At 69.0% G+C, this 16,296-nt stretch carries 16 protein-coding genes; 9 read left to right on the forward strand and 7 right to left on the reverse strand.

Annotated elements, in window-relative coordinates; genetic code table 11:
- A complete protein-coding gene (locus ACO057_RS18610) occupies window positions 1-1,245 on the reverse strand; it encodes a lactonase family protein (protein ID WP_421994228.1) in 1,245 nt (414 codons plus the stop codon).
- A 71-nt stretch (window positions 1,246-1,316) separates the two neighbouring features.
- On the opposite strand from ACO057_RS18610, the gene fdhD reads away from it, so the two are divergent.
- Window positions 1,317-2,216, forward strand: coding sequence for a formate dehydrogenase accessory sulfurtransferase FdhD (gene fdhD, locus ACO057_RS18615; protein ID WP_421994230.1), 900 nt, complete (start codon window positions 1,317-1,319; stop codon window positions 2,214-2,216).
- Window positions 2,209-3,444: a molybdopterin molybdotransferase MoeA gene (locus ACO057_RS18620; RefSeq protein WP_421994232.1), complete on the forward strand. Its 1,236-nt coding sequence runs from the start codon at window positions 2,209-2,211 to the stop codon at window positions 3,442-3,444. Before fdhD ends, ACO057_RS18620 begins: the two co-directional genes overlap by 8 nt.
- A 12-nt stretch (window positions 3,445-3,456) precedes the next feature.
- On the opposite strand, the gene ACO057_RS18625 is transcribed toward ACO057_RS18620, so the two are convergent.
- Together ACO057_RS18625 and ACO057_RS18630 are read right to left on the reverse strand one after the other, a co-directional pair.
- Window positions 3,457-3,906 carry a glutathione S-transferase C-terminal domain-containing protein gene (locus ACO057_RS18625; protein ID WP_421994234.1) on the reverse strand — a complete coding sequence of 150 codons (450 nt, stop codon included), beginning with the start codon at window positions 3,904-3,906 and terminating at the stop codon, window positions 3,457-3,459.
- Between the two features lie 69 nt (window positions 3,907-3,975).
- Window positions 3,976-4,212 (reverse strand): hypothetical protein, encoded by a 237-nt coding sequence (locus ACO057_RS18630; RefSeq protein ID WP_421994236.1) that lies wholly within the window; start codon window positions 4,210-4,212, stop codon window positions 3,976-3,978.
- Between the two features lie 116 nt (window positions 4,213-4,328).
- Here ACO057_RS18630 and ACO057_RS18635 point away from each other — a divergent pair, with 116 nt between their 5' ends.
- On the forward strand, window positions 4,329-5,543 hold the full coding sequence (locus ACO057_RS18635) for a polyhydroxyalkanoate depolymerase (RefSeq protein WP_421994238.1): 1,215 nt from the start codon (window positions 4,329-4,331) through the stop codon (window positions 5,541-5,543).
- Between the two features lie 34 nt (window positions 5,544-5,577).
- On the opposite strand, the gene ACO057_RS18640 is transcribed toward ACO057_RS18635, so the two are convergent.
- Entirely contained in the window at window positions 5,578-6,504 is a 927-nt protein-coding gene (locus ACO057_RS18640) for a hypothetical protein (RefSeq protein WP_421994240.1), read from the reverse strand.
- 112 nt (window positions 6,505-6,616) lie between these two features.
- Window positions 6,617-7,477 (reverse strand): LysR family transcriptional regulator, encoded by an 861-nt coding sequence (locus ACO057_RS18645; RefSeq protein ID WP_421994242.1) that lies wholly within the window; start codon window positions 7,475-7,477, stop codon window positions 6,617-6,619.
- A gap of 101 nt (window positions 7,478-7,578) precedes the next feature.
- Between ACO057_RS18645 and ACO057_RS18650 the strand changes: the two genes are divergently transcribed.
- From ACO057_RS18650 to ACO057_RS18675, 6 genes are read left to right on the forward strand one after another with little or no spacing between them, the layout of a single operon-like run.
- Entirely contained in the window at window positions 7,579-8,730 is a 1,152-nt protein-coding gene (locus ACO057_RS18650; RefSeq protein WP_421994244.1) for a thiolase family protein, read from the forward strand.
- Window positions 8,727-9,137 carry a Zn-ribbon domain-containing OB-fold protein gene (locus tag ACO057_RS18655; protein ID WP_421994246.1) on the forward strand — a complete coding sequence of 137 codons (411 nt, stop codon included), beginning with the start codon at window positions 8,727-8,729 and terminating at the stop codon, window positions 9,135-9,137. The genes ACO057_RS18650 and ACO057_RS18655 overlap by 4 nt, the downstream gene beginning before the upstream one ends.
- Window positions 9,134-9,910 (forward strand): enoyl-CoA hydratase/isomerase family protein, encoded by a 777-nt coding sequence (locus ACO057_RS18660; RefSeq protein WP_421994248.1) that lies wholly within the window; start codon window positions 9,134-9,136, stop codon window positions 9,908-9,910. Before ACO057_RS18655 ends, ACO057_RS18660 begins: the two co-directional genes overlap by 4 nt.
- Window positions 9,911-9,912: 2 nt before the next feature.
- Window positions 9,913-10,896: a CoA transferase gene (locus ACO057_RS18665; RefSeq protein WP_421994250.1), complete on the forward strand. Its 984-nt coding sequence runs from the start codon at window positions 9,913-9,915 to the stop codon at window positions 10,894-10,896.
- A complete protein-coding gene (locus ACO057_RS18670; protein WP_421994252.1) occupies window positions 10,886-11,926 on the forward strand; it encodes a CaiB/BaiF CoA transferase family protein in 1,041 nt (346 codons plus the stop codon). The genes ACO057_RS18665 and ACO057_RS18670 overlap by 11 nt, the downstream gene beginning before the upstream one ends.
- 51 nt (window positions 11,927-11,977) lie before the next feature.
- Entirely contained in the window at window positions 11,978-12,967 is a 990-nt protein-coding gene (locus ACO057_RS18675; RefSeq protein WP_421994254.1) for a Bug family tripartite tricarboxylate transporter substrate binding protein, read from the forward strand.
- Window positions 12,968-12,973: 6 nt separating this feature from the next.
- Here the strand turns inward: ACO057_RS18675 and ACO057_RS18680 are convergent, their stop codons facing one another.
- On the reverse strand, window positions 12,974-14,218 hold the full coding sequence (locus tag ACO057_RS18680) for an ATP-binding protein (protein ID WP_421994256.1): 1,245 nt from the start codon (window positions 14,216-14,218) through the stop codon (window positions 12,974-12,976).
- Between the two features lie 485 nt (window positions 14,219-14,703).
- Complete coding sequence (locus ACO057_RS18685; protein ID WP_421994641.1) at window positions 14,704-16,284, reverse strand: ABC transporter substrate-binding protein; 1,581 nt, start codon at window positions 16,282-16,284, stop codon at window positions 14,704-14,706.
- Window positions 16,285-16,296 lie beyond the last annotated feature (12 nt).

The following is a 16,296-nucleotide window of genomic DNA, read 5'->3' on the forward strand; positions in this document are numbered from 1 at the left end:
TCAGTTCGGCACCATCCCGCTCCAGAACTGCATCACCTGTCCCGTCTCGACGGGGATCGAGCTCGCGAAGGCGAGGCGGCCGTTTGGGGCCACACGATAGATCGCGAGGTTCGCCGGGCGCATCACCGTGCCGTCTCCCTGGCGCACGCGCCGCCCCACGATATCCGCCGCCACCAGCATCCGCGCCGAAGGATCGAGCGAGAAGGTGCGCGGGTGGAAGCCCTCGGTGTCCAGGCTCTGCACCAGGGTCGGCCGGCCGGTCGCGGGATCGAGGTCGAAGACGGCGACGCTGTTCTCGCCGTCGAGCCCGATCTCCTGGCCCTGGAACTGGGCCACCGCGTCGCTGCGGTTCGCCAGGTAGAGATGCCGCCCATTGGGGTGCGCATGCAGCGCGCTGGCCAGCTGCTGCGGCGGCAATGCGCCGGGCTGGCGCAGCGTCTCCACCGTGAAGATCGGATCGGGCGTCATCATGCCGTCGCGCAGGCCGTAGACCTGCAGCTTGTTCTGCCGCTCGATCGAGACATAGACGAGCGGCAGCGTGGGATGGAAGTCGATGTGGCGCGGCCCGAAGGCGCGTCCGCCATTCGGGGCGACGGATTGCCGCAGCGTGAGCTGGCCGTCGCGAAAGCCGAAGACCTTCAGCGCGCCGGGATCCTCGGGCTTGCCGCCGGCCGCGTCGTTGCCGCGCGTGACGAGGATGACCGCGCTGTTGTCCGGCGTCGCCAACACTTGGTGGCCGTAGATGCCGCCATCGGGCGTGGCCGTCTGGCGCACCTCCTCGCCCAGCATGCCGTCGGACGCGATGCGGTGAACGGTCAGGCCGCTCGGATTGTTGTAGGCGACGAGCGCGTATTCGCCGCGGCGATCCACTGACATGTGGATGGGCCGGGCGCGCAGGGGGATGGGCTCGCCATGCGGGCTCAGCGCGCCGCTTTCGGGGGCCATCCGGAAGGCGTTCACGAAATGCCGGTCGCCCGGACCGCCGGGGCCGCCATTGCTGGAGGCCACGTAGAGGATCCGCAGCCTCGGGTGCCGCCAGACATATTGGACATTGGCGGGCAGGGTCGTCTCGGACAGGCGCGTCAGCGAGGCGGCCGCCACATCCGGCCTCCAGTTGGCGAGGACCGGGCCGACGCTCTGGTAGAAGTTCACGACATCTCCGCCTGTTGCTGGGGTCTGGGCGGAGGCCGGACCGGCGATGGCCGTCCCCAGCGCCAGACCCATGGCCGTGCGACGCTCGATCATCCGATCCTCCTGAATTCTTCTTCGTTCTGGATGGAAAGCATGGTCCGGGCCGCCAGGGGCCGCAAGCTTCCATGCCGTGGGGCGAAGTGGCAGTCTCGGCCGGACCGGGCCCCTCGGCATCACCCCCCGGAGGAGCATCAGCGCTGGCGCAGATCGAGACCCTCGACGGAGATCCGCCGACCTCCCGCGAGGTCGAGGCGCGGCGCGTCCCGGCCGGCGAGGGCCGGGCGGAGGAGGTCTCGCGCCGGGTCGCCGTCGAGATGCCCGTGAGCCTCGTCTACGGCTTCCAGCCCTATGCGGTGATGATGGCCACCCCCGCCGATCTTGAGGACTTCGCCATCGGCTTCAGCCTCACCGAGGACGTGATCCGCGCCACCGCCGATATCCGCGGAATCCAGGTGGAGGAAGGCGAGGGCGGCCCCGTCGTCACCATCGATCTCGTGCCCGAACGCCTGCACGCGCTGCTGGCCAATCGCCGGCTGCGCAACACGGTCGGACGCACGGGATGTGGGGTCTGCGGCGTGGAGGAGGTCTCGGGCCTGCCGCTGGCCGCGCGGCGCGACGGTTCGGCGCCGCCCATCGCGCGCGAGGCGATCCATCGCGCCTTGGCCGGGCTTTCGGGCGGGCAGCCGCTCAATGCCGCGACGCGGGCCACCCACGCCGCTGCCTGGGCCGCGCGCGACGGCCAGCTGATGCTGGTGCGCGAGGATGTCGGCCGGCACAACGCGCTTGACAAGCTGATCGGCGCGCTGCTGCGGGCCGGGGCCGATCCGGCGGAGGGCTTCGTCGTCATCACCAGCCGCCTTTCCTTCGAGATGGTGGAGAAGGCGGCGGCCTTCGGCGCGGGCACGGTGGTTGCGATCTCCGCCCCCACCTCCCTGGCGCTGGACCGCGCGCGGCATCACGGCATGACGCTGGTCGCGATCGCGCGCGACGATGGGCACATGGTCTTCACCGAGCCGGGTGCATGATCCTGTGCTGACGGCCTTGCCGCCCGATCCCCTCGCCCTCCTGCGCGAGCCGCTGGCGCGGCTGCTGACCCTCGCCGGGCCGGTGTCAGGCACCGAGACGCTGGCGGCCGGGGCGGCCATGGGCCGCGCGCTGGCCGCGCCGATCCTCGCGCTGCACGACGTGCCGCCCTTCGACCAGTCGGCGATGGACGGCTATGCGCTGGGCCCGCCGGAGGGGGCGGGCACGGCCTGGCGCGTCACGACGCGGCTGGCGGCGGGCGATGCGCCGGTCGGGGCGCTCGCCCCCGGCGAGGCCGCGCGGATCTTCACCGGCGCGCCAGTGCCCGGCGGGGCGCGGTCCGTCCTCCAGCAGGAGAAGGCGAAGCCCCTGGGCGAGGGCATCGCCGTTCCGGCCAACTGGCCCGCCGGCGCCAATATCCGCCTCCGGGGCGAGGACGTGCGCGCGGGCGCGACCCTTCTCGCGGCCGGCCAGCGCATGGATGCGCGGCATATCGCGCTCGCCGTCGCGGCCGGGCATGGGGCGCTTTCGGTCACGCGTCGGCTGCGGGTGGCGCTGGCCTCCACGGGCTCCGAGCTGCGGCAGGCCGGGAGCGGGCTCGGCTCGGGCCAGGTGCATGATTCCAACGGGCCCATGCTGCGCGCCATGCTCGCCGCGCCGGATGTGGAGCTGGTCGAGATCGGCATCCTGCCCGACGAGCCCCTACGGCTGCGCGACGCCCTGCTGCGGGCCAGCGAGGAGGTGGACCTGATCGTCACGACCGGCGGCGTCTCGGTCGGCGAGGAGGACCACATGGTGGGCGCCATCCTGGCCGCGGGCGGGAAGATCGAGGTCGTCCATCTGCCGATCCGCCCGGGCAAGCCGGTGAAGGCCGGGCATCTGGGCGCGGCCGTGATCCTGGCCCTGCCGGGCAATCCGCTGGCTGCCTATGTGAACTTCTGGCTGGTGGGGCGGCGCGTGCTGGACGGGCTGGCGGGGACGCCCGCGCGGCCGCTGCGCCCTCTCGCCGTGCGGTCGGGCTTCCGCGAAGAGCGCCGGCCGGGGCGCGTCGAATTCGCGCCCGCGCGCTTCGCCGGGACCGATCCCTCGGGCCTGCCGGTCGTGGAGCTGCTGGGCCGGGGCAGCTCGGCCCGGCTGGCGCCGCTGGCGGCGGCCGACGGGCTTTGCGTGATCGGGCCGGAGGTGCTGCGCGTCGAGGAGGGGGACCTGCTGGCGCTGCTGCCGTTCTGACTAAGGCCGCACTCAGAACTCCGCGTCGAATTCCAGCTCGGTGATCCGGGGCTCGGGCTCCTTCCGGGCCGCCTCCACCCACTCCTGGTAATCGGCCCATCCCTCGATGGTCTTCGCATAGCCCTCGCAGATCTCGTCCAGCTTCACGTCATAGGTCCGGAAGCGCGTGACGACCGGGGCGAACATGGCATCCGCCACGCAGCGCTCCGTCCCGAAGAGCCAGGGCCCGCCCCATTGCTCCAGGCAACCGCGCCAGAGCAGCAGGATCCGCTCGATATCCGCCCGCGCGGCCGACCACACGGTGAAGCCGTGCACATGCGCCTTCAGATTGATCGGCAGCGAGGACCGAAGCGCGTGGAAGCCCGCATGCATCTCGCCGCAGATCGAGCGGCAGCGGGCGCGGGCGATGCGGTCGGCCGGGAAGAGCTTCGCCTCGGGCCGCAGCTCGTTGAGGTATTCCACGATTGCCGAGCGTGTCCCAGACCTCCGCGCCCTCATGCAGCAGGCAGGGCAGCAGGATGGACGAGGAGTTCAGCAGCAGCTCGGCCCGCGCGCCCGGCGTCGTCGGCGACCTCGGTGCGGAAGGGCAGGCCGGAGAGGCGCAGGATCAGCCAGCCCGCGCATGGACCAGGAGGAATAGTTGCGGCTGCTGATGCGCAGCCTCGCCAAGGGCGGCGGGCTGCGGTGCTCCACGGGCTTGGGCCGGGCCACCGCCTTGGGCTTGAGGGCGGCCGGCTTGCCCGCCACGGCCTTGTTGCGAGTCTTCACGCCTGACATGTGGGCCCCCGTCGATCCTCGGCACCCTACCCATCATTTCGCGGTTGCGAAAAGGCCCGGTGCGGTCAACATGATCGCACGGCGGTCCCCCACGGCAGGATGTACGGATGATCTACAGGGCTTTGCAGACCGGTCAGGACTTCTTTCACCCGCTGCGCTCCATGGCGCGCGGGCTGGGCGGGGCCATGGCGCCCCTGGAGACCCCGGGCCTGCCGGGGCTGAAGATGCTGCGCGCGGCCTTCGAGGTCTTCGGCCATTCGGGCATCTCCTCCACCCGCCCCGCCTTCGGCCTGGCCCCCGTGCGCGTGGGCAACCGGCTCGTCGAGATCGGCGAGGAGGTGGTCGCCTCCACCCCCTTCGCCGACCTGCTGCACTTCAAGAAGGACATCGACCTGGCTTTGCCGCGCGTGCTGGTTGTGGCCCCCATGTCCGGCCATTTCGCGACGCTGCTGCGCAACACGGTGCAGGTGCTGCTGCAGGACCACGACGTCTACATCACCGACTGGCGCAACGCGCGCGAGGTGCCGCTTTCGGCCGGGCGCTTCGGCCTCGACGAATTCGCCGAGACGGTGATGCAGTTCCTGGAGGCGATCGGCCCGGGCGGGCATGTGCTGGCGGTGTGCCAGCCGGTGGTGGCAGTGCTGACGGCAGTCGCCGTCATGGCGGAGGACCGCAGCCCCTTCTCGCCGCGCAGCATGACGCTGATGGCCGGCCCGATCGACGCGCGCCAGCATCCGACGGAGGTGAACAACCTCGCGGCCAGCAAGGAGATCGGCTGGTTTGAGCGCAGCCTGATCGCCGAGGTGCCGTGGCGCTACAAGGGGGCGGGGCGGCGGGTCTATCCCGGCGCGCTGCAGCTCTCGGCCTTCATGTCGATGAACATGGACCGGCATGTGAAGGCCCATCGCGACCAGTTCTGGGCGCTGTTCAAGGGCGATGCGGCCAAGGCCGCGCAGCACCGCCGCTTCTACGACGAATACCTGGCGGTGATGGACCTGCCGGCGGAGTTCTTCCTGGAGACGGTGAAGACGATCTTCCAGGATCATCTGCTGGCGAAGGGCGAGCTGACCTGGCGCGGGCGGCCGGTGCGGCCGGAGGCGATCCGGCGGACGGCGGTGATGGCGGTGGAGGGCGAGAAGGACGACATCTGTGGGATCGGGCAGACGATGGCGGCGCTGGACCTCTGCCGCAGCGTGCCGGTGACGATGCGGAGCTACCACCTGCAGACGGGGGTGGGGCATTATGGGGTGTTTTCGGGACGGCGGTGGGCGCAGGCGATCTATCCGCGGGTGCGGGAGATGATCCAGGCGAATGAGGGTTAGCTAATTCATTTTATATTTTTTTAAATAAATAAAATTAATTGGTGAATATAGATTTAATCGTCTCTAGGATACCAGAAGCTATGAGATTCCCTGCTGCACCTTCGCAGGTAGTCTTCATAGACGTTAAGGCCGCTCGTATTTTTCCCTGCGAGGGGTCTTTTGATTTAGTTTCCGCGGTCAAAATTTCAATTGGCTCAACAAGCGCTGATTGAACTTCAGGAGGCAATAACTTAATTGCAGGTGAAAGCTGATTCAAGAATGGAATAATCTTTTCGATTCCAATATCATTATTAATAGTTTGATTGTTATTTACCTGTCCTCCAGACGTAACGTCACCGATATTTCCGATATTACTATTAGCAAAATTATTAGTGATCGACACTGCCGCATTCCTTTCCCACAAGCTGAAACTAAAGCCCGCCCCGAGAACTCCACCCGCCTCAAGATCCAATGCCCATTGCATGGCACGACTTCTAACGGCTTCGACCAATGCAGCTAGTTGTCCGGGCCCAATCGCCCACCGCAGCGGCCAATCTTCGTCGGCGATTTCTGATACAAGCTGCTGAAGTTCTGGCGGGAAGGGTATCCGTAGCTTCGATACGCCGCCCTTTGTGATTAGAGCTTCGACCTCTGGTACCCCATTCAAAAAAGGCAATTCAAATAGAGCGCGCCGAATCGGCTCTGGACTTCCGTGTGCTAATTGAACTGGGATCTCACCCCGTACCGGGTTCATTGCCAAGGGATGACCGCTTAAAATACGGTAGGCTGGAAGTTCTTGCCCGCTACCCATGTATCCATCGAGCTCGTGTCCAATCCAACGCGCAATTTCCGCGTTACCCATTCCCAGCTTGCTCGCAACCAGCTTCGCCTTAAGCAAAATCGAGGACACTCGCTCCGAACTATCCATCGCCGCCATTTGAAGCTGGATTACAAGAGGCACGGCCTCACTAGAGTTGCCCATATTCCCGCCCCCGAATTCGCGCTAGATATGCGGTATCTGTATAGAAATATCAACTCCTGCGTGTGGAGGTAGATTGAGTGTATTCCTCGCGATGATTGTGGTGTTATGCCCTTTAGCCACCTAGTTCTCGCACCAACCAATCCCGAAACGCCAGCGCTTCTCTTCGCGCCGGCCCCGGCGGCAAAACCAGCCAATAGTGATCCCCCGTCGCCACATCCCCCTGCGCCAACCCCACCAGCCTCCTCCGCCGCACATCCTCCGCCACCAGCAGCGGCGGCGCGATCACCGCCCCCAGCCCCTCGATCGCCGCCTGCACGGCCAGCGACGTGCTCTCGAACAGCAACGGCGTCGCCGGCAGCGCCGTCCCCGTCACCTTCGCCCAGATCCCCCAATCCTGCGGCCGCACCACGCTCCCCAGCAACGTCACCCCCGCCAGCCCGCCCCGCTTCGCCGCCCGCGCCGGCCCCGGCGCCGCGAAGGGCGCGATGGTCACCTTGTGCAGCCGCTCGGCCCCCGGCGCCGGCGGGCGGTCGCTGGTGCGGATCGCCGCGTCCACCTGCTCGCGCGAGAAATCCACCGGCGTCACCGAGGTCGTCACCTCCACCTCCAGCCCCGAATGCCGCTCCCGGAACCGGGACAGCCGCGGGATCAGCCAGCGCAGTGCCCAGGTCGTATAGGCCCGCACGCGCAGCGGCCCCGAGGCGGGCGCGGCCAGCGCCGCCGTGGCCGTGCGGATCTCGGAGAAGGCGCCGGCCAGCGCCGTCGCGTAGCTTTCGCCCTCCGGCGTCAGGCGCAGTGCATTCGCCCCGCGCCGCACCAGCGCCACGCCCAGATGCGCCTCCAGCATGCGGATGCGCTTGCTGATGGCCGGCTGCGTCACGTTCAGCCGGTCGGCGGCCGCGGCCAGGCTGCCGGTCTCCGCCACCAGGACGAAGGCGTGCAGGCTCGACAGCGGGGGCAGGGACTCGATCACGCGTGCAGACTAACCCAGGGTTGGCCTACCCCGCGAATTCCTGCGCTGGCGGCCCTTCCGGACCTGTCGCAGGATCGCCGCCAGGAACGACCAGGAACACCATGCCAGACACCAACATGGCCTCGCCCGCCATCAACGCCCCGTGGGAGATGCGCGACAAGATCGCCTTCGCCGGCATCGGCACCAGCCGCTTCGGCAATTTCCCCGAGACCGACAGCTACGGCCTGGGCTGCGAGGCGCTGAACGCCGCGCTGGACGATTGCGGCCTGAAGCCCTCGGACATCGACGGCCTCATCGTCAACCGCATCCCCACCTACGAGCGCTTCGCGGAGATGATGGGAATCAACCCGCAATACTGCCTGCTGACCGAGGCGCCCGGCCGCTTCTCCGGCGTCTCGCTGGCGCTGGCGGCCCAGGCGATCCACAGCGGCGCGGCCAAATGCGTGGCGCTCGTCTACGGCAACAATGGCCGCTCGAACCGCATGATGTATGGCGGTGGCGACAGCCAGTGGTCGCCCTGGGGTATGACCAGCCCCGGCGCCACCCACGCCATGATGTGGCAGCGCCACATGCACCAGTTCGGCACGACGCATGCCGATCTCGGCCACGTCTCCAAGGCTTTCCGCGACCACGCCTGCCTCAACCCCGACGCGGTGATGCACGGCCGGCCGATCACGCTGGAGGACCACGCCAAGGCGCGCCCGATCTGCGAGCCGCTGAAGCTGCTGGACTACTGTCTCATCAATGACGGCGCCGTCGCCTGGATCATGACCACGGCCGAGCGCGCCAAGGACATGAAGCGCCCGCCCGTGCTGCTCTCGGGCTATGCCCGGCAGGACGCCTTCCACTACGGCAGCGGCCCGGCCGACGACCTCTGGTATCCGAACCTCAGCGCCACGCGCTCGGTCTATGACCGCGCGGGGATCGGGCGGGAGGACATCCAGGGCCTCGGCATCTACGACAACTTCTCGCCGACCGTGCTGCTCAGCCTCGAAGGCCTCGGCTTCTGCCCGCAGGGCGAGTCCGGCAACTTCGTGCGCGACGGCGCGCTGCGCCTCGGCGGGCGCTGGCCGACCAATACCTCGGGCGGCCATCTCTCCGACAGCTACATGCAGGGCTGGGGCATCATCGCCGAATGCGTCCGCCAGTTGCGCGACGATTGCGGTGCGCGTCAGATCAAGGACGTCCAGGCCATGCAGTACATCTGCGCCACCAACATCGCCCAGAGCCTCATCCTGCGGAGGGGCGCATGAGCCTCGCGACACGCCCCAAGCCCCTCGTCGACAATTGGAACCGTCCCTTCTGGGACGCGTGCAAGGACGGGCACCTGATCCTCCAGCGCTGCGCCGCCACGGGAAAATGCTTCTTCCCGCCGGCGCCGGTCTCGCCCTTCACGGGGCGGCCGGACTGGGAATGGGTCGGCGCCTCGGATCGCGGCGAGATCTGGTCCTTCGTCGTCTTCCACCAGAGCTACTACCCTGGAATGAAGGACGAGTTGCCCTATCCCGTGGCGATGGTGAAGCTGGAGGAGGGGCCCTACCTCCTCACCAACCTCGACGGCATGACCGCTGCCGACGCGAAGATCGGCATGAAGGTCTCCGTCCGCTTCCCCGGCGGGCCCGACGATTTCGTTCTCCCCCAGTTCGGACCTGCAGCATGAGCGGACCCATCGTCGTCACCCGGCACGAGGGCTGGGCGGAACTGCGCATCGACCGCGAGGACAAGCGAAACTCCATGAACCGCGAGAGCCGGCAGGGCCTGCTCAAGGCCTTCGACGAGCTGCGCGGCGTGGCCAAGGCCATCGTCATCACTGGCACAGGCGGCAGCTTCTGCGCGGGGATGGACCTGAAGGAGCGCGAGGTGGATCGCGTCGCCGGCATCGAGGGCGCGGGCGACGAGTGGATCGCGGTGAACATGGCGATCCGCGCGCATTCCTCGATCTTCATCGCGGCGGTAAACGGCATCGCGCTGGGCGGCGGTTCCACGCTGCTCAACGTCTGCGACCTCGCGGTGGCCAGCACCAAGGCCAGCATCGGCTGCCCGGAGATGGGCTTCTCCACCTATCCCGGCATGGCCGGCCCCGCGGCGCAGCTTTCGGGCATCACGCGCAAGCAGGCCGCCTGGCTGGTGCTCACCACCAACCGCATCGACGGCGCGACGGCCGAGCGCTGGGGCATGGTGAACGAGTGCGTGGAGCCTGACCGGCTCCTGCCGCGCGCCGCCGAGATCGCGGCCCAGGTCGCGCAGTTCGACGGTGTCGCGCTGGCCGAGAGCAAGAAGGCGCTGGACCGCATCCCCGCCTTCATCACGGACTGGCAGGAGGCGATGGATCACGGCCAGATGGTGAACCTCACCATCCGTTCGAAGACCAACGCCCAGGCGGAGGGCAATGCGCGCTTCGCCGCCGGCATCAAGAATCCGGGGCAGGGCTGAGCATGGCCGCCCCGCTCGCGGGCCGCCGCGTGCTGGATCTGGGCGCGCTCTGCGCCCAGCGCCCGCATGGCCTGGCCGCCTCGATGGCGGCGCGGCTCTGCGCCTCCTACGGCGCCGAGGTCGTGCGGCCCTTACCCGAGGGCGGCGAGCCGCTGGCCCAGGCCGCCCCGCTCCTGCCGGCCGGCGGCTCGGCGCTGGACCGCTTCCTGAACCTCGGCAAGCAATCCGGCCCGGCGACGGGGCGCTTCGACGTGGCGATTGGCGACGACGCGGCCCTCTCGGCGCATGCGGCCGGCGTGCCGATCCGCGCGCGCATCTCCGTCTTCGGCCCCGGCGAGGATCCGCCGATGAGCGAGCTCGGCCTGCTGGCCCTGTCCGGTCTGCTCGGCATTGTCGGCGAAGCCGAGGGTCCGCCCGCGCGCCTCGCCGGCCACCAGCCCGCCTATGCGGCGGGACTGGCCGCCTGCACCGGCATCCTGGCCGCGCTGCGGGCCGGAGGGGAGGAGGTCGTCGACGTCTCGCTGATCGATGTTGCGACCTGGCTGAACTGGAAGGTCGCGGCTGGCGTGCTCGTCCTCGGCAGCTCGCCCGTGCGCGGCGGCGCCCGCGCCGATTGGTACACCGTGCCGGTCAAGGACGGGCATGTCGCGCTCGTCTACCAGGAGAAGGATTGGCCCGGCCTGCGCGCTGTCGTGGGCGACGCGCGCCTGGAAGAAGAGCGCTTCAGCACCGCCGCCGGCCGCCGCCAGCATCGCGTGGAGTTTCTCGCCATCCTCGGTCCTTGGTTCCTGGCGCGCACGCGCGCCGAGGTGACGGCCGCGGCGCAATCCCGACGTGTCCCGGTCGGGCCGGTGAAATGGCCCGCCGAGCTCCTCGCCGACGCACAGAACCGTGCGCGCGGCTTCCTCGGCGCGGACGGCATGCCCGTGCTCCCCATCGGCTGGAACGGCCGCCGCGTGACCCCGGAGATGACCGATGCCGCGTGATCTGCCCCTCTCCGGAATCCGCATCGTGGATCTCGGCTGGCTGACGGCCGGTGCGGCTTCCTCCGCCTTGCTTTGCGATCTCGGCGCCGAGGTGATGAAGCTGGAGGGCCCCGGCGCCGTCGATCCCTTCCGCAACTGGGACGGCGCGCAGGACGGCACCGACTGGTGGAACCAATCGCCCTGGTTCGGCTTCACCAATCGCGGCAAGCGCTCGGTCTGTCTCGACCTCAAGGATCCGCGCGGCAAGGCGGCGCTGCTGCGCCTGCTCGAGACCGCCGACGTGCTGGTGGAGAACTATCGGCGCGGCGTGCTGGCCCAATGGGGGCTCGACGCCGCCACGCTGCGCCAGCGTTTCCCGCGCCTGGTCATCGCCAGCATCTCCAGCCAGGGGGAGGACGGGCCGGATCGCGACATGGTCTCCTTCGGCTCCACGCTGGAGGCCACGGGCGGCATGGCGGCGCTCACCGGCTCGGGCGAGGCGCCCGTTATCACCGGGCGCGACGTGAACTACCCCGATCAGGTGGTCTGCCTCTTCGCCTCCGGCGCGATCATCGCGGCCCTGCTGGAGCGCGACCGGACCGGGGAGGGGGCGCATCTGGACCTCTCCCAGCGCGAGCTCACCATCTTCCTGATCGGCGAGGAGCTGGTCGCCGCGGCCGCCGGAAATCCCTCGCCGCGCCTGGGCAATGCCGATCCGCTGGAGCCCGCGGACCGGGTCGTCGCCGATGGCGCCGGCTGGCGTGCCGAATGGCCCGGCGGCAGCGCCCCCGCGCGCGACGGCAAAGCGCTCGCCGCCGCCGAGGATTTCGCCAGGGGCACCGCGGTGCTGCGCAGCCCGGATGGCAAGCCGGCGAAGGGCATTCCCTTCCGCCTCTCGAGCCGTCCGCTCGCCATTCGCGGCAACTGCCACACGCTGGGCCAGGACAACCGCGCCGTCCTGACCGAGGCGGGGCTCACGCCGGAAGACATTGCCGCGCTGGAGGAGGCGGGTGTGCTCGCCACCGCTCCCCGGCGCGGAATCATCGCCTGAATCACTGAAAGCTCCGGCCATCAAGGCCGGAACCCCGAGGAGAATGTTCCAATGCGGCCTGCCGCAACCCTTCCGCTCGCCCGCCGGGCGCTGCTTCCGCTCGCTGCCGGATTGGCCGCCATTCCCACCGCGCTGCGCGCCCAGACGCCTTATCCCGACCACGCCATTCGCATGGTCGTGCCCTATACGCCGGGCGGCGGCACCGACAATCTCGGCCGCCTCGTCGCCCGCGCGCTCAGCGAGCAGCTTGGCCAGTCCGTCGTGGTCGAGAACCGCGGCGGCGCCGGCGGCAATATCGGCACGCAGAACATCGCCCTCTCCCCGGCCGACGGCTACAACCTGCTCTTCACCGGCAACGGCATCGCCATCAGCAACGTGCTGTTCCGCAATCCGGGCTTCGACTGGCGGGCCGACTTCGTGCACGTCGCCCGCTTCGCCAGCACGCCGATGCTGCTGGTGGTGAACCCCTCGCTGCCCGCGCGGAATCTCCAGGAGTTCATCGCGCTCGCCCGCGCCAATCCGGGAAAGTTCAACCACGGCACGCCGGGCGCCGGCACCTCGCAGCACCTGGCCGCCGCGCTCTTCGACGAGCTGGCCGGCACCCGGATCACCCACATCCCCTATCGCGGCACCGCGCCTTCCGTCACGGCGCTCGTCGCGGGCGAGGTGGAGGTCATGTTCGCCTCGGTCAGCGCGGTTGAGTCGTTGATCCGCGACGGCAAGATCCGCGCCTTGGCGAATACCGCGGGCCAACGCGCCCGCGCCTGGCCGGACCTGCCCGCGATCGCCGAGGCGCTGCCCGGCTATGCGGCGGAGCTCTGGTACACCATGGCCGCGCCGGCCCGCACGCCCACGCCGGTCGTCGCGCGGTTGGAGGAGGCCGCGCGCAAGGCCATGGAGGATCGGACCTTCCAGACCGTGCTGATGGAGCGCGGCTTCGATCCGGAATTCCTCGGCAGCGCGGCCCTGACCGCGGCGCTGGACGAGGACAACCGGCGCTGGGCGCCGCTGATCCCGCGCCTGGGCATCACCGCCGACTGAGGCGCGTCAGGCCTTGCCGGAGGCCGGAACCCGCAGGCGGGCCTCGCACCCGCCTTCCGGCCGCGTCGCCAGCGAGAGCTCTCCCCCATGGGCCTCCGCCACCCGCCATGCCAGCGCCAGGCCGAGGCCCGCGCCGGGCCAGTCCCGGCTGTGCGACATGTCCTTCTGCAGGAAGGGAATGCCCAGCTGCGCGAGGACCTCGGGCGAGATGCCCGGCCCCTCGTCGCGCACCGTGAACAGCGTCCATTCGGGCGCGCGGGCTTCCCAGCCGATGCTCACCGTGGCGCCGCTCGGCGAGGCCTTCACCGCATTGTCGACGAGCTGGAAGAGCGCGCGCTCGATCCGTGCGACGTCCCCCCGGACGCGGACCTCGCCCGGGCCGTCGGGGCGGATGGTGATCCGCCGGTCGCTCGCGGAGTCCTTGAGCATCGAGGCGACCCGCTGGGCGATGGCGGCGGCGCGGTCCTCCGAGAGCGGTCCCAGCCCCTGGCGGTCCTGCAGGGCCACGACGTCGAGCGCCACGTCGACGAGCTTCAGCAGGCTGTGGCCCGATGCGCGGATGAGGTTGGCGTATTCCTTCAGCTCCTCAACCGGGAGGCCGGGGGAGGTGGCGATCACCTCGGCAAATCCGATGATCGGGATGAGCGGCGAGCGCAGTTCGTGCGAGACGATGGTCAGAAGGTTGTAGCGGGCGCGCTCGCTGTGTTCGAGCGCGGTGCGGGTGTGCTGGAGCCCATGCTCGGATTCGACGAGGCGCTTCAACAGGCCCTGCCGTTCCTCATCCGCAACACGGGTGCGATTATGGATCTCCGCATCCCGGGTCGCCCGGGCGCGCCGGGCCAGGGCCGATCCCGCCGCGCGCTGCACCACCGCGGCGATCTCGGCGAAGCGGAAGGGCTTCTTCACGAGGTCGAAGGCCTGGGCGCGCATGGCGGCGATGGCGATTTCGGTGTCGGCGAAGCCGGTGATCAGGATGATCTCGATCGCGCGCAGCTCGTCGGTCTGGGCGAGCATCGCCCCAGCGAGATCGAGCCCCGTCCGGTCGGGCATCGAGATGTCCGAAACGACGACGCAGATCGACGGGTCCTGCGCGATCCGGGCTTGCGCCTCGGCCACACCGGCGGCGCCCTCGGCCTCGATGCCGAGCCGTTGGAGGTAAAGGGTCAGGGATTCGACGATCGCGCGCTCATCATCGACGACCAGCACGCGCGCCGCCCTGAGGTCGGCCTCGGGGGCCGGGGATTCGCTCAAGGCGATGCCTCCTTCCTCGACGGGGCGACATGGCCGCATGAAAATGGCCGGGACGGACATTCTGGGGCGGGCGGACCGTCGAGCTTCGTCATCGTAATTCTCGCAAAAGCGAAGTGAAGAGCTAGAGCCCGGGCGCGGAAAACGGGATTACTCGAGGCACGAATCACTCCCTTAAAACAATAAGTTATAAATTCCGCAATGATGTCCTCGACGCCCGGCGCCGGTGCGCCGGGGACGGCTGTGCTGACCCAGCTCTGATTCGCGCTCCAGGCCCAAGCCTCAGCGGCAAAGTGGGGTAATGATCTCTCTGGACGTCGCATGCGGCAGAAGCAAAAAGATGTGGCGCCCGCTGGCCGGCGCTTCCGGGCATCATGCCTGCCCGGCCGGGAACTGTCCCGGCCGATGCGTCATCCCAACTCGGACCGCCAGGGGCAGGTTGCGCCGGGCGGCCATTCTGCCCGCCGTCCAGGCGCCCCCCGCCACCCTCAGCCCCGTCGGATATTGTGGAACTGCGGCGGCCCGCGCAGCACGCCGCTGATATTGGCGCGATAGGCCGTCGGCTGGAAATACTGGCCGATGGGCATGTAGGGCACCGTGTCGAAGGCGATGCGCTGCATGTCGCGCGTCGCCGCCTGCTCGGCTGCGAGATTGGGCGCGTCGAACCACTCGTCGCGCTTGGCCTCCAGCTCGGGGATGGACGGCCAGCCCGGCCAGGCCTCGTTGCCGTTGCCGCGGATGGCGTTGTGGCCGGCCGGCGTCCAATGGTCGAAGGCGGACCAAAAGGTGCAGAAGGCCGACCACCCGCCCTGCTCCAGCGGATTGCGCGTGGCGCGGCGCTGCAAAACCGTGCCCCAGTCGGTCGAGGCCAGGTCCACGTTGAAGCCGATCCGGGTGAGGAGGTCGGCCATCACCAGCGTGCAGGCATTGATGGAGGCGAGGTCGGTCGCGTTCATCAGCACGAGCTTCTTGCCCATGGCACCGGCTGCCTGGAGCTCCGCGCGCGCCTGGGCGATCGATTGCTTGTAGCGATCCAGCCCGACATCGGAGGCCAGAGGCGAGGCCGGCGCGAAGAAGCCCACCTTGTCGCGGATCAGCTCCGGATTGCCGATCACCGGCGTCATGCAGTCCATCTGGTTGACCGCCGTGATGACGGCGCGGCGCACGGCGGGGTTGTCGAAGGGCTCGGTCAGGTGGTTCGGCCGCATGATGCCGATGAGGCCGAGCACGTCCGCCACCTCCACCTTGAGGTTGCGGTTGCGGCCGAGCATCGGGAGGAAGTCGCCCGTGGGCTGTTCCCACCAGTCGGTCTCGCCCGATTGCAGGGCGGCGGCGGCGGTCGAGAAGTCGGAGATGATCTGCCACTCGACGCGCTCGAAATGCGCGACCTTCGGGCCCGCCGTCTGCTGCGCCGTGCCGTTGGGTAGCGGCACGTAGCCGGCGAATTTCTCGAAGACGGCCTTGCTGCCCGGGTTCCACTCGTTGCGCACGAAGCGATAGGGCCCGCTGCCGACGACGTCAGTGATCTGCTGGAAGGGATCGGTCTGCGCGACCCGCTCGGGCATGACGAAGAGGCAGGGCGTCGTGATCTTCGCGAAGGCGTCGATCATCTTGGGGAAGGGCTTGTTGAGCTGGATCTCGAAGGTGGTGTCCGAGGGCGCGCGCATCTCCACGGTCTGCGTCAGCAGGCGCTGGCCGAAGGCGTCGCGCCGCGCCCAGCGGCGGATGGAGGCAACCACGTCGCGCCCGCGCACCGGCTCGTTGTCGTGGAAGCGCAGGTTGGGGCGCAGCGTGAACTTCCACAGAAGCCCGTCATTCTCGACCGTGTGGCCGGCGACCATCTGCGGCTGCGGCTTGAAGTCGTTGTCCAGCCCGTAGAGCTGATCATAGACGAGATAGCCGTAGTTGCGGACGATGAAGGCCGAGGACCAGAAGGGGTCGATGGTCGAGAGGTTCGCGTGCGGAATATGCCGCACCACCCTCGCATTGGCGGGCTGGGCCAGCGAGGGGCCGGCCAGCGCGGCTGCGCCGAGCGCGCCGGCGCCCGAGAGGACGTGACGTCTTTGGATCATTGTCCGGAA

The sequence above is a fragment of the Roseococcus sp. genome, assembly GCF_965227005.1.
Classification (GTDB): Bacteria; Pseudomonadota; Alphaproteobacteria; order Acetobacterales; family Acetobacteraceae; genus Roseococcus.

What these genes read in the sequence shown, in the direction of transcription:
- ACO057_RS18660 (WP_421994248.1), top strand. Translation starts at nt 9,134, where the DNA reads ATGAGCGGACCCATCGTCGTCACCCGGCACGAGGGCTGGGCGGAACTG.
- ACO057_RS18635 (WP_421994238.1), top strand. Translation starts at nt 4,329, where the DNA reads ATGATCTACAGGGCTTTGCAGACCGGTCAGGACTTCTTTCACCCGCTG.
- ACO057_RS18655 (WP_421994246.1), top strand. Translation starts at nt 8,727, where the DNA reads ATGAGCCTCGCGACACGCCCCAAGCCCCTCGTCGACAATTGGAACCGT.
- fdhD (WP_421994230.1), top strand. Translation starts at nt 1,317, where the DNA reads ATGCCGTGGGGCGAAGTGGCAGTCTCGGCCGGACCGGGCCCCTCGGCA.
- ACO057_RS18640 (WP_421994240.1), bottom strand. Translation starts at nt 6,504, where the DNA reads ATGGGCAACTCTAGTGAGGCCGTGCCTCTTGTAATCCAGCTTCAAATG.
- ACO057_RS18675 (WP_421994254.1), top strand. Translation starts at nt 11,978, where the DNA reads ATGCGGCCTGCCGCAACCCTTCCGCTCGCCCGCCGGGCGCTGCTTCCG.
- ACO057_RS18665 (WP_421994250.1), top strand. Translation starts at nt 9,913, where the DNA reads ATGGCCGCCCCGCTCGCGGGCCGCCGCGTGCTGGATCTGGGCGCGCTC.
- ACO057_RS18610 (WP_421994228.1), bottom strand. Translation starts at nt 1,245, where the DNA reads ATGATCGAGCGTCGCACGGCCATGGGTCTGGCGCTGGGGACGGCCATC.
- ACO057_RS18670 (WP_421994252.1), top strand. Translation starts at nt 10,886, where the DNA reads ATGCCGCGTGATCTGCCCCTCTCCGGAATCCGCATCGTGGATCTCGGC.
- ACO057_RS18650 (WP_421994244.1), top strand. Translation starts at nt 7,579, where the DNA reads ATGCCAGACACCAACATGGCCTCGCCCGCCATCAACGCCCCGTGGGAG.